Origin of the sequence: Micromonospora sp. KC606, assembly GCF_004348675.1 — a bacterium.
Lineage (GTDB): Bacteria > Actinomycetota > Actinomycetes > Mycobacteriales > Micromonosporaceae > Micromonospora.
Genome location: NZ_SMKN01000149.1, coordinates 1 through 14,127, shown reverse-complemented (window position 1 = coordinate 14,127; position 14,127 = coordinate 1). Strand labels below are relative to the sequence as shown.

11 protein-coding genes are annotated in these 14,127 nt (G+C 72.4%); 5 read left to right on the top strand and 6 right to left on the bottom strand.

Annotation, left to right across the window (positions count from 1 at the left end):
- Positions 1–231 precede the first annotated feature (231 nt).
- Positions 232–849: a DUF4126 domain-containing protein gene (locus E1193_RS22890; protein ID WP_132185244.1), complete on the bottom strand. Its 618-nt coding sequence runs from the start codon at positions 847–849 to the stop codon at positions 232–234.
- Between the two features lie 71 nt (positions 850–920).
- On the opposite strand from E1193_RS22890, the gene nucS reads away from it, so the two are divergent.
- Complete coding sequence (gene nucS, locus E1193_RS22885) at positions 921–1,580, top strand: endonuclease NucS (protein WP_132185243.1); 660 nt, start codon at positions 921–923, stop codon at positions 1,578–1,580.
- A gap of 105 nt (positions 1,581–1,685) precedes the next feature.
- On the opposite strand, the gene E1193_RS22880 is transcribed toward nucS, so the two are convergent.
- On the bottom strand, positions 1,686–3,185 hold the full coding sequence (locus tag E1193_RS22880) for an aldehyde dehydrogenase family protein (protein WP_132185242.1): 1,500 nt from the start codon (positions 3,183–3,185) through the stop codon (positions 1,686–1,688).
- 223 nt (positions 3,186–3,408) lie between these two features.
- Here E1193_RS22880 and E1193_RS22875 point away from each other — a divergent pair, with 223 nt between their 5' ends.
- The 4 genes from E1193_RS22875 (at position 3,409) to E1193_RS22860 (ending at position 7,246) form a co-directional block, all read left to right on the top strand.
- The gene (locus E1193_RS22875; protein WP_132185241.1) at positions 3,409–3,888 is read left to right on the top strand and encodes an FHA domain-containing protein; all 480 of its coding nucleotides are present in this window, start codon (positions 3,409–3,411) and stop codon (positions 3,886–3,888) included.
- Between the two features lie 180 nt (positions 3,889–4,068).
- On the top strand, positions 4,069–5,967 hold the full coding sequence (locus E1193_RS22870; RefSeq protein WP_132185240.1) for a 3-hydroxybutyryl-CoA dehydrogenase: 1,899 nt from the start codon (positions 4,069–4,071) through the stop codon (positions 5,965–5,967).
- Between the two features lie 85 nt (positions 5,968–6,052).
- Positions 6,053–6,379: a hypothetical protein gene (locus E1193_RS22865; protein ID WP_207922814.1), complete on the top strand. Its 327-nt coding sequence runs from the start codon at positions 6,053–6,055 to the stop codon at positions 6,377–6,379.
- Between the two features lie 66 nt (positions 6,380–6,445).
- Entirely contained in the window at positions 6,446–7,246 is an 801-nt protein-coding gene (locus E1193_RS22860) for an alpha/beta hydrolase (RefSeq protein ID WP_132185239.1), read from the top strand.
- A gap of 3 nt (positions 7,247–7,249) precedes the next feature.
- Here the strand turns inward: E1193_RS22860 and E1193_RS22855 are convergent, their stop codons facing one another.
- The 4 genes from E1193_RS22855 to ccrA form a co-directional block, all read right to left on the bottom strand.
- A complete protein-coding gene (locus tag E1193_RS22855) occupies positions 7,250–8,590 on the bottom strand; it encodes an AI-2E family transporter (RefSeq protein ID WP_243707833.1) in 1,341 nt (446 codons plus the stop codon).
- A 142-nt stretch (positions 8,591–8,732) separates the two neighbouring features.
- On the bottom strand, positions 8,733–10,883 hold the full coding sequence (locus E1193_RS22850; RefSeq protein WP_132185238.1) for a hypothetical protein: 2,151 nt from the start codon (positions 10,881–10,883) through the stop codon (positions 8,733–8,735).
- Between the two features lie 121 nt (positions 10,884–11,004).
- A complete protein-coding gene (locus E1193_RS22845; protein WP_132185237.1) occupies positions 11,005–12,270 on the bottom strand; it encodes a DivIVA domain-containing protein in 1,266 nt (421 codons plus the stop codon).
- A 279-nt stretch (positions 12,271–12,549) separates the two neighbouring features.
- Positions 12,550–13,905: a crotonyl-CoA carboxylase/reductase gene (gene ccrA / locus E1193_RS22840; RefSeq protein WP_132185236.1), complete on the bottom strand. Its 1,356-nt coding sequence runs from the start codon at positions 13,903–13,905 to the stop codon at positions 12,550–12,552.
- Between the last annotated feature and the right edge of the window lie 222 nt (positions 13,906–14,127).

Sequence of the window (14,127 nt, the reverse complement as noted above, 5' to 3'; positions counted from 1 at the left end):
TGGCAGGACATGCCGCTGACCCGGGCCGCGCAGACCGTGCAGGTCTCGGCCTACCCGGACCACTACGCCCAGTGGGAGCAGCAGGCCGCCGACCTCGTCGCCGAGCACTGGAACAGCTGACCCACACAGCACGCTGGCCGGCACCCCGCGCGGGGTGCCGGCCAGCGGCGTATCCGCCACCGCCCCGAACGCCCACCCGCAGGGTGCGGCCGAGCTGCGGAGTGGGGTGGGTCAGACGCGGAAGCCGGCCGCGCGGGCCGCCTCGCGTTCGCGGCGGCGGTCGGCCCGGCGACGCAGGAACCAGAAGAGGAAGACCACCAGGCCGACGAGGAACACCAGCACAAGCACCGGCAGGATGATCGCCACCAGGGACATGACGACACTGGTCGCGTCCTCGGCGGTGCTCGCCACCGGTGCGCCGACCCCGGCGGTGGTGGCGTTGACGACCGGTCGGGCGGCCGACTTGAGCAGGTGCACGGCGAGCGCGATCACCACGCCGGCCACCACGGGCACCCACTGGTTCGACGAGAAGAAGCCGCCGGGGTCGCTGACCGTCACCGTCTCGGAGCTGGCGCCGGCCCCGAAGGCCAGGCCGCCGGCGGTCGGGCGGACCACCGTCTGGATGACGTCGTTGACGTGGTCGACCACCGGCACCTTGTCGGCGACGACCTCGACAGCGAGCAGCGCGGCCAGGATCGCCAGGACCCAACCGTCGCCCAGCCACTGCCAGCCGCCGGGCAGGTCGACCAGGTCGGTGTAGCGGGCCAGCAACCCCATGGTGAGCAGGGGGATGTAGGCGTTCAGGCCCGCCGATGCGGCGAGCCCGGTGCCGGTGAGAACTTCGAACACCGTCTCAGGATCGCACCGGCACGCCAGTGCCGCTCGGTGGCGGCAGGCCGGTCCTCGGCTACCCTCGTCGGGTGCGGCTGGTGATTGCGAAGTGCTCAGTGGACTACGTCGGACGGCTCTCGGCACACCTGCCGCCGGCCACCCGACTGCTGATGGTCAAGGCGGACGGCTCGGTCTCCATCCACGCGGACGACCGGGCGTACAAGCCGTTGAACTGGATGAGCCCGCCGTGCCGGTTGGAAGAGGCCCCCGGCGTCTGGCGGGTGGTCAACAAGTCCGGCGAGGAGCTGCGGATCACACTGGAGGAGGTCTTCCAGGACACCTCCTACGAGCTGGGCGTCGATCCGGGGCTGCGCAAGGACGGCGTGGAGGCGCACCTGCAGGAGTTGCTGGCGGCCAACCCGGAGACCCTCGGCGAGGGTTTCACGCTGGTCCGCCGCGAGTACATGACCGCCATCGGCCCGGTCGACCTGCTCTGCCGGGACGCCAACTCCGGCGCTGTCGCGGTCGAGGTGAAGCGGCGCGGCGAGATCGACGGCGTGGAGCAGCTCACCCGCTACCTCGAACTGATGAACCGTGATCCGCTGCTCGCCCCGGTCACCGGGGTCTTCGCCGCCCAGGAGATCAAGCCGCAGGCCCGGGTGCTCGCCACCGACCGGGGGATCCGCTGCGTGGTGGTCAACTACGACAAGCTGCGTGGCATCGAGCGCGACGAGCTGACCCTCTTCTGACCCGGCGGTCAGCGCGCCGGCCGGACCTCGGCGGTCACCGCGCCGGCCGGACCTCGGCGGTCAGCGCGCCGGCTGGGCCCACGGAGCCGGGCGGCGTCGCGTCGGTCAGCGGCGGCCGTACATCAGCTTGGCCGCCTTCACCAGGCGGGCGACGTCGGCCGACGTCCGCTCGAAGGTCGTCGACGGCAGCAGCGACCGGGCCCGGCGGCGGGTGATCGACTTGGCCCGGCCGAACTCCCGCAGGCCGTCCTCGCCGTGGATCCGCCCGAAACCGGAGTCGCCCACCCCGCCGAACGGCAGGGTCGACATCCCGGCGAAGGTGAGCGTGGAGTTGATCGAGGCCATGCCCGAACGCAGCCGCCGGGCGATCGCCACCGCGCGCTTGCGGCCGAAGACCGCACCCCCGAGGCCGTACGGCAGGGCGTTGGCCCGGCGGACGGCCTCGTCGGCGTCGGGCACCCGGTTGATGGTCAGGGTGGGACCGAAGGTCTCCTCGCGGACGGCCGCCGACGACTCGGGCACGTCCACCAGCACCGTCGGGTGCACGTACGGCGGCCGCACCGCGTCCGCCCCGCCCAGGACGGCCCGGCCGCCGGCGGCCAGCGCGTCGTCGATGTGCCGGCGGATCACGTCGAGCTGGTTCGGCATGGTGATCGGGCCGATGTCCGCCCCCTCGGCACCCACCGTCAACCGTTCGGCACGGGCGACCACCTTGTCGACGAAGGCGTCGAAGACCGGCTCGACCGCGTAGACCCGTTCGATGCCGATGCACGTCTGCCCGGCGTTGGTCAGCCCGCCCCAGACGCACGCCTCCGCGGCGGCGTCCAGGTCGGCGTCCGTGTCGACGATCATCGCGTCCTTGCCGCCGGCCTCCAGCAGCACCGGGGTCAACGACTCGGCGCAGGCGGCCATCACCTTCTTCGCGGTCGCGGTGGAGCCGGTGAAAGCGAGCTTGCCCACGCCCGCGCGGCACAGCGCCGCGCCGACGTCGCCGAGGCCGTGCACGGTGGTGAGGACCGGCTGCTCGGGTACCACCTCGGCGAAGCTGTCGACCAGCCACTGCCCGACGGCCGGGGTGTACTCGCTGGGCTTGAACACCACCGCGTTGCCGGCGGCCAGGGCGTACCCGGTGGAGCCGATCGGGGTGAGGACGGGATAGTTCCACGGGCCGATCACACCGACCACACCGTACGGCTGGTATTCCAGGTGACCGGTGAACTCGGCGAGGATCAGCCGCGAGCGCACCCGGCGGGGCCCCAGCACCCGGCGGGCGTTGCGGGCGGCCCAGTCGATGTGCTCGATCGCGGTGAGGATCTCGACCACGGCGTCGGGCAGCGGCTTGCCACCCTCGACGTGCATCAGCCGCGCCAGCTCCTCGATCCGCCGGGCGATCAGGCCGCGCCAGCGCAACAGCCGCTCGCGCCGCCCCGTGAAGCCGAGCCCGGCCCACCAGTCGCCGGCGGCGCGGGCACGGCCGACCGCCCGGGCGACGTCGTCGGGGGTGGCGACGGGGAACCGGCCGGCCTCCTCGCCGGTGGCGGGACTCGTCGAAATCAGTCGACCGTCCTCGATGACCGGGATGCCCGGGACATGCACAGCCGTCATGGTGGAAGTCTAGACCCGCAAGCTACCCGCTGGTAGGGGCCGGTGTCCGCCCCGGGGCCGCAGGCGGCGAGGATGGTTCCGGTGGCGCAATCGGCCAGGCGACGGATCAGCCAACCCGAGGTGTCCGGCAGGGGTCACGGAGACAGCCGCCCGGGGGTTGGGGATCGGTGGCCGCGGATGGCAGGCTGTGCCCGGGACGAGGCAGGTGGGGAGCTGAGTGTCCATGGACGAACTGGCGCCGCTGTTGACGGTGGTGGGCGGCCCGATGCGCGGGGCGAGCTTCCGGCTGGGCTCACGACCTCAGGTGATCGGCCGGGGGCCCGAGGTCGACGTCGCGGTGGCCGACCCGCACCTGAGCCGGCGGCACGCCGAGGTGCGGCTGACCGACGCCGGGGCGGTCCTGGTCGACCTCGGCTCGACCAACGGGACGTGGCTCAACGACCGGCGGATCACCGGCACGGAGCTGCTCTCCGACGGCGACATCGTCCGGCTCGGCCGTACCGCACTGCGCTTCTTCGACCCCGGGCTGGCGGTCACCGACCCGGTCGGGCTGCGGTTCGCCACGGGCGGCAAGGCGGTGCGCCGCAGCAGCCGGCCGACCCTGCCCATGCCGGTGAGCGACCTGGCAACCGGCCCCACCGACGCCTGGCCGGCCGAACCCGGGCCGGTGTCGTCCACCGTCGGGGTGGACGCCGTGCCCTGACGGCGGAGTTCGAGCGAGCTGCTCGCGCCGCCCGGTGGCTGTCCCGAGCCGGGGCGGTGGCGCTGCGAGAAATATCCCACGGCGTCTCGACATCGCATCGCCACGTGGCAGACTCCGGCGCATAACCTTAGCGGCCGTTCAATGTGGCAGGCGGCGGAGTCGAACCAGGGGAGGCCGGTCGTGGCGCGCGAGTTCTCCAGTGTGGGTGTGGTGGGTCTGGGCACCATGGGTGCCGGCATCGTGGAGGTGTTCGCCCGCAACGGCGTCGACGTCGTCGCGGTGGAGATCTCCGAGGCCGCGCTGGAGCGGGGCCGAGCCACCCTCACCGGCTCCACCGACCGGGCGGTCGCCAGGGGCAAGCTCGCCGAGGCCGACCGGGACGCCCTGCTGTCCCGGGTGAACTTCCAGGTCGGGCTGGGCGCCCTGCACGCGGTCGACCTGGTCATCGAGGCGGTCCCCGAGCACCTGGACCTCAAGCAGCGGATCTTCGCCGAGCTGGACCGGGTCTGCAAGCCCGAGGCGATCCTGGCCACCAACACCTCATCGCTGAGCGTCACCGAGATCTCGGTCGCGACGACCCGACCCCATCAGGTCATCGGCATCCACTTCTTCAACCCGGCTCCGGTGATGAAGCTGGTCGAGGTGGTACGCACCGTGGTCACCTCCGCCGAGGTGGTGGCCGACGTGGAGGCGCTCTGCGAGCGGCTCGGCAAGGTCGACGTCACCATCAGCGACCGGGCGGGCTTCATCGCCAACGCGTTGCTCTTCGGCTACCTCAACCACGCCGTGAGCATGTTCGAGTCGCGGTACGCCACCCGCGAGGACATCGACGCCGCGATGAAGCTCGGCTGTGGCCTGCCGATGGGCCCGCTCGCGCTCATGGACCTGATCGGCCTGGACACCGCGTACGAGATCCTGGACACGATGTACCGGCGCGGCGGCCGGGACCGCCGGCACGCCCCGGTGCCGCTGATCAAGCAGATGGTCACCGCCGGGCTGCTCGGCCGCAAGTCCGGCCGGGGCTTCTACACCTACGAGCGGCCGGGCTCCCCGGTGGTCGTACCCGACGAGCAGACGCCGGTGACGACGGATCCGGCGCTCACCGACGGCCCGCGCGAGATCGCCAAGGTCGGCACCGGGAACGCGAGGAGTGAGCTTGCGAGCCCCGCAGCCGGGACCAGGATCGGCACCGGGAACGCGAGGAGTGAGCTTGCGAGCCCCGCAGCCGGGAGCAGGATCGGCATCGTCGGCTCCGGGACGATGGCCACCGGCATCATCGAGGTCTTCGCCAAGGCCGGCTACGAGGTCGTCTCGGTGACCCGGGGCGCGGAGAAGTCCGCCAAGGTCTTCGAGGCGGTCAAGACCTCGCTCAACAAGGGCGTGGTACGGGGCAAGCTCAGCGAGGCCGACCGGGACGAGGCCCTGGGCCGGATCACCTGGTCCGCGACGCTGGACCACCTGGCCGACGTCGATCTGGTGGTCGAGGCGGTGGTCGAGGAGCTGAGCGTCAAGAAGGCGCTCTTCGCCAGCCTCGACGAGATCTGCAAGCCCGGCGTCGTGCTCGCCACCACCACCTCGTCGCTGCCGGTGATCGACGTGGCGATGGCCACCCAGCGCCCGGCGGACGTGGTGGGCCTGCACTTCTTCAACCCGGCGCCGATCATGCCGCTGGTCGAGGTGGTGCGGACCATCCGCACCTCGCCGGAGACCACCGCCACCGCCCGGGCGGTCTGCGCGGCGATCGGCAAGACCGGCGTGGTCTGCGGTGACCGGTCGGGTTTCATCGTCAACGCGCTGCTCTTCCCGTACCTGAACGACGCGGTGAAGATGCTGGAGGCCAACTACTCCACCGCCGAGGACATCGACCACGCCATGAAGCTCGGCTGCGGCTACCCGATGGGCCCGTTCGAGCTGCTCGACGTCGTCGGCCTGGACGTCTCGCTGGCCATCCAGCGCGAGCTGTACCTGGAGCTGCGCGAGCCCGGCTTCGCCCCCGCCCCACTGCTGGAGCACCTGGTGACCGCCGGCTACCTGGGCCGCAAGACCGGTCGCGGTTTCCGCGACCACACCCGTCGCTGACCCTGGTCGCCCCGGGGCCCGGGGAGGGGGCGACCTCAGCCGGCGGATGGGCCGTCCCGCCGGTCGGACCGTACGCTGGGAAACCGTGAGCCCCCGTCGCAACCGTCCCCGCCGGGACGACACCGCCCACCTGGACTCCGACCGGGTACGCCAGGGCGTGCCCACGGTGCAGCAGTGGCGCGACGGCGACTGGCAGGTACGCGGAGTCAGCGGCGGCGCCTCCGGCAAGACGTACCGCTGCCCCGGCTGTGACCAGGAGATTCGCCCCGGGGTGGCGCACCTGGTTGCCTGGCCGGCTGACGGGGCGGGCGACCTGACCGACCGGCGGCACTGGCACAGCGGCTGCTGGCGGGCCCGGGACCGGCGCGGCCCGAACCTGCTGCGCGGGCACGGCGCCCCGAGGTACGGCTGAGCGATCTCGGTCACCCCGTTTCCGCCCGGGCGAGCGGCCCGACCGGCTTCGGGCCAGACTGGAGCGGTGAGCACCCCGATCCGCGCGTCGTCGATCCTCCCCGGCCACCGGGAGGACATCGAACTGCACACCGCCGACGGCCTGCGGCTGGTCGGTGAGCTGGCCCGACCGGCCGACCGTGCGCCGGTGGCGACCCTGGTCTGCCTGCACCCGCTGCCCACACACGGCGGGATGATGGACAGCCACGTCTTCCGCAAGGCCGCCTGGCGGCTGCCCGCCCTGGCCGACCTGGCGGTGCTCCGCTTCAACACCCGGGGCACCAGCAGCGTCCGTGGCACCAGCGAAGGCGCCTTCGACGCCGCCGTCGGCGAGCGCTTCGACGTGCACGCCGCGATCGAGTACGCCGAGTTCCACGAACTGCCGGGCATCTGGCTGGTCGGCTGGTCGTTCGGCACCGACCTGGCGCTGAGGTACGGCTGCGACCCGGCGGTGGCCGGGGCGATCCTGCTCTCCCCGCCGTTGCGCTTCGCGCAGCCGGAGGACCTCGCCGTCTGGGCGGATTCGAGCAAGCCGCTCACCGCGCTGGTGCCCGAGTTCGACGACTACCTGCGCCCCGCCGAGGCCGGGCAGCGGTTCGCCGCGATTCCGCAGGCCGAGGTGGTCGGGGTGCCCGGCGCGAAGCACCTCTGGGTGGGCGACGCCGAGACGGTGCTGGACGAGATCGTCCGGCGGGTCAACCCGGCGGTGCCGCTGCCGTTGCCGACCACCTGGGACGGCCCGATGGAGACCGGCGACGTCAGCGCGTACGCCGACCGCACCGTCGCGTCCTTCGCCGACACCCCGGTGCCCGGCCCGCAGCGCGACTGACCGTCACCGCCGTTCCTGCCGGGGCAGCACCACCTCGCGCAGGATGAGCTGGAGGGCGGCCACCGTCGGGATGGCGATCAGCGCGCCGACCACCCCGATCAGGGCCACCCCGAGCAGTGCCGCGAGCAGCGCGGCCACCTCGTTGACCTGGACCGATCGCCGCATGATCTTGGGATAGATGAGGTAGTTCTCCACCTGCTGGTAGAGCAGGAAGAAGACCAGCGTCGCGATTCCCTCGGGCAGCCCGGTGGCGAACGCCACCAGGCTCACCACCACCGCGCCCAGGGTGGCCCCGATCTGCGGGATAAGGTCGGTCACCGCCACCACCACCGCCAGCGCGAACGGGTACGGCAGCCCGACGATCAACGCGAAGACGAAGCTCGTCGCGCCGGCCAGCACCGCGATGCTCAACGCGCCCACCATGTACGCCCCGACCTTGGTGAGGATCTCGTCACCGATCAGGCGTATCCGCTGCCGCCGGGACCGGGGGACCAGCGCGTACCCGAGGGCGCGCAGCCGGTCGAAGTAGGCCAGGAAGTATATGGTCAGCACCAGCACGGTCAGCCCCCGGAACAGGGTGCCGAAGATCAGTTGGGCGCCGCCGAGCACCCCGCCGAGGGCCCGGCCCACGGTGTCCGCGTTGGCCAGCTCCTGGACCCGCTCCATCACGTGGTACCGCTCCACCAGGTCGTTGACCGTGGGATTGCGGCGCAGCTCCTCGACGTAGCTGGGCAGTTGGGTGATGAACTCCCCGGTCTGGGTGACCACCGGTGGGACGAGCGCCACCAAGCCGGCGGCGACCACCAGCAACAGCGTGAGGACGACCACCGCGACGGCCAGGCCGTGCCGCAGCCCCCACGAGCGCAGCCGGAGCACCGCCGGGTTGAGCCCGACGGCGAGGAAGAGCGCGATCACCACCAGCACGAGGATGCCGCCGGCGTTACGCACCCCCAGCCAGACCGTGTACGCCAGCAGCACGCCGAGCGCTCCGGTGAAGCCGACGAGGAAACTGCTGCGGCGCAACGGCCGCCCGGGTTGACCGAACCGGCCCGAGCCGATGGCCACCGGGCCGGGCACCGCGAATTCCGTCGGGTCGACGTCGGCGCAGCCTGCGCCGGGGGCGACAGGTCGCGCCGGAGGCACGCCACTCATCCCCGGCCCCCCGGCGGCGGTGCCGCCCGGCCATTCGGCGGTGCTGGTTTCGTCCGGAGCACCGGTCGTGCCGGTGTCGTGCCGGGCGGCCGGGTCGGCGGCACCGGCCCGTTCGGGGTCTGGAGCCCGCCGGGGATGCTGTCGCGTCGGCTCGTCCCCGGCACCGGCACGCGCCGGTCCGTCGTGTTCCACCGGACCTCCCGGGTCCCGCTTCGGCCGCCACGGCCGGAAGCTGCCGCTGCGGGCCCGTACCAGCGGGCCCCTGCCCGGCAGGGTAGTGGTGACCGGAGTGGCCCGGCCACCTGGGCGCACCCACCGTAAGCGGACGGTTACGTCACTCCGACTCGACGGTGACCTTGCTCGGCTTGGCGCTGCGCTCGTCGGTGGTCGGCTTGGTCGGCCGCTTGCCGTTCTCCCCCGTGCTGGTGATCTTCGTCGGGGTGGGCTTTCGGCCGCCCGTTCCCGGTACCGCCGCGATGGTCGGCTCGCCGTCGACGCCGGTGTTGGCGGTGCCACCGTCCACGGTGGTCATCGGCTCGGCCTTTGGTTTCGCCCCGTTTGCCGGTGCGTCGGCGACCGGCTTTGCCTTCAACGCCCCGTCCGCTGCCGGGCCGGCACTGGGCTTCGCGTCGGCCGTACCAGGCGTCGTACCGTCCGGCGTCGGTGCGGTGCCGTCCGGGGCCGACGAGGGGCCGTCCAACGGGGTGGCGGCCAACCTGCGCAGCTTGAACTCGGTGAGCTGCCGCTGGACCTCGTCGGACTCCTGCCGCGCCTGCCAGGTCTCCTGCCGTAGGTCGGCGAGCTGCTGCTGAGCCTGGGCGATCTCCAGCATCACCTGGGCGAGCTGCTGGCGGCTCGCCGCCGCCTCCTGCTGGGTCGCGGCGAGGTGCTGCTGGGTGGTGGCCAGATGCTGCTGCGTGGTGGCGGCGTACTCCTCGAACTGCCGGCGGGAGGCGGCCACATGCTCGTCGGCCGTGCGGCGCTTGTCGGCGGCCTCCTGCTCGGCCCGCTGGAGCAGCGTGGCGGCCTCCTCCTCCGCCCGTCGGCGCATGGTGAGCGCGTCGGCCTCGGCCGCCCGGCGCAGCTCCACCGCCTCGCGCTCGATCTCGTCGCGCCGGGCCGTCCACTCCCGTTCCAGCTCGTCCTGCCGGGCCTGATGCTGCTGCTCCTGCTCGTCCAGCTTGCCCTGGTACCGCTTCTCCAGCTCGTCGCGACGCTTGGCGTACTCCTGCTCGGCGGAGGCGCGGCGCTGGGCCAACTCCCGGTCGGCGGCCTCCCGCCGGGCGTTGACCTCATTCTCCACCCCGGCCCGCCAGGCCCCCAGCTCCTGCTGCGTCTGGGCCCGGGTCTGCTGGACGTACGCCTCGGTCTCGGTGCGCATCCGGGTCACGTACGCCTCGGTCTCGGCGCGGCTGCGCCTGGCCGCCTCGGTGGCCTCCGTGGTGAGCCGGTGAGCCTCCTGCCGGGCCCGACCTCGGGTGCCCTTCGCGGCCTCCTCGGCGTCGTCGACGATCTGCTTGGCTTCCTGGAGTGCCTTGGCGTGGCTGGCCCGCCCGGCCTCGGCCGCCGAGTCGGTGAGCCGCTTGGCCTCCTGCTGCGCCTTGGCGTGCACCTCCTTGGCGGCGTCGCGGAGCTGCGTCGCCTCCTGTTGCGCTCGGGCCAGCGCCTCCTGGGCGGCGGCGCGCAGCCTGGTGGCCTCCTGCTGGGCCCGGCTGTGGATCTCCTTGGCGGTGTCCCGCAGTTGGGTGGCCTCCCGCTGGGCCTTGGCCAGAGCCTCCTGCGTGGCCGTGCGCAGCCGGGTGGACTCCGCCTCGGCCTCCGTGCGCAGCCGGGTGGACTCCGCCTCGGCTTCTGTGCGCAGCCGGGTGGACTCCGCCTCGGCTTCTGTGCGCAGTCGGGTGGACTCCGCCTCGGCCTCCGTGCGCAGGCGGGTGGACTCCTCCTCGGCGCTCGCCCGGAGCCGGGCGGCGTCCTCCTTGGCGGCCTTCACGGCGGCGTTCGCCTCGGCCCGGCGGGCGGCGGTGTGCCGCTCCTCCTCCGCGCGCCGGGCGGCCAGCGCGATCTCGAAGTCCTTGAGCGCCTGGGCGGCCTGTTCGCGGGCCTCGTCGACGATGTGCCTGGCGGCGGCACGGCGGGCGTCGATCTCCTCGTTGGCGGCGGCCAGGATGGCGTCGGCCTGCTCCTCGGCGAGGGCGAGGATCTGCTCGACGCGGGGGCCGAGGTGCTTGAAGGACGCCCGGTCCACCATGGTGGCCTGCTTGCGCAGCTGGGCCAGGTCCCGCTGGAGGTGCTCGACCTGGCCGGCCAGCTTGTGGATCTGCGTGTACGCCTGTTCCCGCTCGCCCGTCAGAGTCGCGATCTCGTGCTCCGCCCGAGCGACGTACCGGTCGACCTGTCGTTTCTCGTACCCCCGCAGGGCGGACTCGAAGCTGGGCTCCGTGGTCACGTCCCCGCCGAGAGCGAACAGTTCCTCGCCGTGCGACATGCCCCCATCCTCACACGCATCCGGGCCTGCTGGGGCGATACGGACGCCCCTGTTGGGACCTACTTCACTGCTGTTCCGGCAGGTCGGCGCCGTGTCACTCATGCCCCGACGGTGCGGTGGGTCAGTTGGTGGTCTCCGTGGTCGCCCGCTGCGCGGCGTCGGCCTTGGCCGGCTCCGCCTTGGCCGGCGCGGTGCTCTGCTGCTGCGCCGGCACGCCCGGGACGATGCCGGCGAGACCCGAGAGCATCTGGCCGAGCTGGGAGGTGACGGCGTCCTTCTGGCGGGTGAGGTCCTCGACCTCACGGCGGGCCGCCTGCGTGGTCAGGTCCGCCTCGGTCCGCGCCTCGGTGAGCAGTCGCTTGGCCTCGGCCTTGGCCTCGTTGAGGGTCTTCTCGGCCAGTGCCTTGGCCTTGTCGACGGTCTCGTTGGCGGTGCGCTCGGACTCGACCCGGCGGGCCTCGGCGCGCTGCTCGATCTCCTTGGCCCGCTCCTGGGCGGCGCGGGCGCGCTGCTCGGCCTCACTGACCAGCTTCTGGGTCTGTGCGACCTGGGCGGCGTGCCGCTCCGACTCCTCGCGTTCGGCCTTCTCCCGGCGCTCGGCGAGCTGCAGCTCCAACGCCTGGAGGTCCTTGTCCCGCTTGTCGCGGGCGTCGGTGAGCAGCTTGGTCGCCTCGGCCCGCTTCTCCTCGGCCTCGCGGGCGGCCTTGGCCCGCTGCTGGGTGATTTCCCGCTCCGCGGTGGCGCGCAGTGTGGCCACCTCGCGCTCGACCGTGGACTTCAGCTCGGCGACCTCGTGCGCGGTGACCGTACGGAGCTGCTTGGTCTCGCGCTCGGCGTCGGCGCGGAGCGTGTCGGCCTCGCGGCGGGCCTGCACCCGAACCTCGGCGGCCTCCCGCTCGGCGGTGGTGCGGACGTTGCCGGCCTCCCGCTCGGCGCTGGCCTTCATGGCCGCCGCTTCGGCACGCGCCTTGTCGGTGATCTCCCGCGCCTCCAGGCGGGCGGCGGAGAGGATGCCCTCCGACTCCCGCTTGGCCTCGGCCCGGTGGTCGTTGGCCTGTTCCTCGGCCAGCCGGAGGATCTGCTCGACCCGGGTGCCCAGACCCGACAGGGTGGGTCGGCTGTTCTCCTCGAGCTGCTTGTTGGTCTCGACGATCTTCTGTTCGAGCGCGCTCTGCCGCTGCTCGGCCTGACGCAGGCGGCGCTGGGCGTCGTTCATCCGCTGCTCGGCCTCGGCCCGGGCCTGCTCCGACTGGGTCAGCGCCGCGGTCATCCGGCCGATGAAGTCGTCGACCTGGTGTGTGTTGTATCCGCGCAGGCCGACGGTGAAATCTGGCTGCGAGTTCGCGTTATCGAAGAACGCGAGAGGGGAGGACTGCTGCTGGGGCATTGGGACATACTCGCAGACTGCCCGGGGGCGTTCGCAAGAGCGGTGCCGGGCTTTCGTGTCCTCATTACCGGGTCCTCGGTGACGCGCGCGCGGACGCGGTCAAATGACGATCTTGGCAGCTCCCGGGGCGGGCCCGACGTCACGCAAGGTGAGCGGAAAGGGCCGTGGGCCGAGCGCCCACAGCCCTTTGTCCACTCTCACTCGAATGGGCGTCCGGGCGGCGGTGGAAAGGCAATGGCCCACTCGCCGCAATGGGTGGCCCGGTGTCACCCGGACGGCTCAGTGGCCGCGGAACCGGTTGATCGCGCTCTCGTGCCGGGCCCGGGTTTCCGGGTCCCGGACGCCGAGCCCGTCGCCCGGGGCCAGGCAGCGCACGCCGACCTTGCCCTGGTGCGCGTTGCGGTGCACCTCGTACGCCGCCTGCCCGGTCTGCTCCAGCGGGTAGGTCCTCGACACCGTGGGGTGGATCTTCCCGAGCGCGACGAGGCGGTTGGCTTCCCACGCCTCCCGGTAGTTGGCGAAGTGGCTGCCGATGATCCGCTTGAGGTGCATCCACAGGTAGCGGTTGTCGTACTGGTGCTGGAAGCCGCTGGTGGAGGCGCACGTGACGATGGTGCCGCCCTTCTTGGCCACGAAGACGCTGGCGCCGAAGGTCTCCCGGCCGGGGTGCTCGAAGACGATGTCCGGGTCCTCGCCGTCGGTCAGCTCCCGGATTCGCTCGCCGAACCGGCGCCACTCGTCCTGGTCCTGGGTGTGCTCGTCGGACCAGAACCGGTAGCCCTCGGCGGACCGGTCGATGACCAGCTCCGCGCCCATGGATCGGCACAGCTCGGCCTTCTCCGGTGAGGAGACGACGCAGACCGGGATCGCGCCACCGTTGAGCGCCATCTGGGTGGCGTAGCTGCCCAGCCCGCCGGAGGCGCCCCAGATCAGCACCACGTCGCCCTGCTTCATGTTCGCGCCGTGGTGGCTGACGAGCTGCCGGTACGCGGTGGAGTTCACCAGGCCGGGGCTGGCCGCCTCCTCCCAGCTGAGGTGGCGCGGCTTCGGCATCAGCTGGTTGGCCTTGACCACGGCCAGCTCGGCGAGGCCGCCGAAGTTGGTCTCGAAACCCCAGATCCGCTGCTGCGGGTCGAGCATGGTGTCGTCGTGACCGGCCGCGTCCTCCAGCTCCACGGAGAGGCAGTGCGCGACGACCTCGTCGCCGGCCTTCCATTTGGTCACGCCGGGTCCGGTGCGCAGCACCACGCCGGCGGCGTCGGAGCCGACCACGTGGTACGGCTGGTCGTGCCGGCGGGTCAGCTCGGAGAGCCGGCCGTAGCGCTGGAGGAACCTGAAGGTCGGCAGTGGCTCGAAGATGCTGGTCCAGACCGTGTTGTAGTTGATCGCGCTGGCCATCACCGCGACCAGCGCCTCGCCCGGGCCGAGCTCCGGGGTGGGCACCTCCTGCAGGTGCAGCGCCTTGCGCGGGTCCTTGTCCCGGGTGGCCACCCCGTCGAACATCCGGGTCTCGTCGGCGCGGACCACCATGCCCCGGTAGCTGTCGGGCACGGGCAGGTCGGCGAGGCCGGCGAGTTCCCGCTCCGGTCGGGCCGAGCCCTCCGCCGTCATGATCGCTTCGAGGATGTCCTGCACGGTGCCTCCCGTTCGTCCGCACCCGCACGCCGGGCGCGGGCTGTCGCATCGTGGGCGCCGGTGCGACCGAACGCCGGTGTCGGCGATCGACGGTCCGGCACCGGTCGCTGCTCCGGTGCCGCCGGACGTTACTGAACGGTAGCTAGGGTCGGAAGCCCTCTGTGAAAAACTGCATCGGCCGCTGAGCGAAGGTGCCCGTGGGAGCCCGCCACCGCGCACCGC

What these genes read in the sequence shown, in the direction of transcription:
- E1193_RS22880 (WP_132185242.1), bottom strand. Translation starts at nt 3,185, where the DNA reads ATGACGGCTGTGCATGTCCCGGGCATCCCGGTCATCGAGGACGGTCGA.
- E1193_RS22875 (WP_132185241.1), top strand. Translation starts at nt 3,409, where the DNA reads ATGGACGAACTGGCGCCGCTGTTGACGGTGGTGGGCGGCCCGATGCGC.
- E1193_RS22850 (WP_132185238.1), bottom strand. Translation starts at nt 10,883, where the DNA reads ATGTCGCACGGCGAGGAACTGTTCGCTCTCGGCGGGGACGTGACCACG.
- E1193_RS22845 (WP_132185237.1), bottom strand. Translation starts at nt 12,270, where the DNA reads ATGCCCCAGCAGCAGTCCTCCCCTCTCGCGTTCTTCGATAACGCGAAC.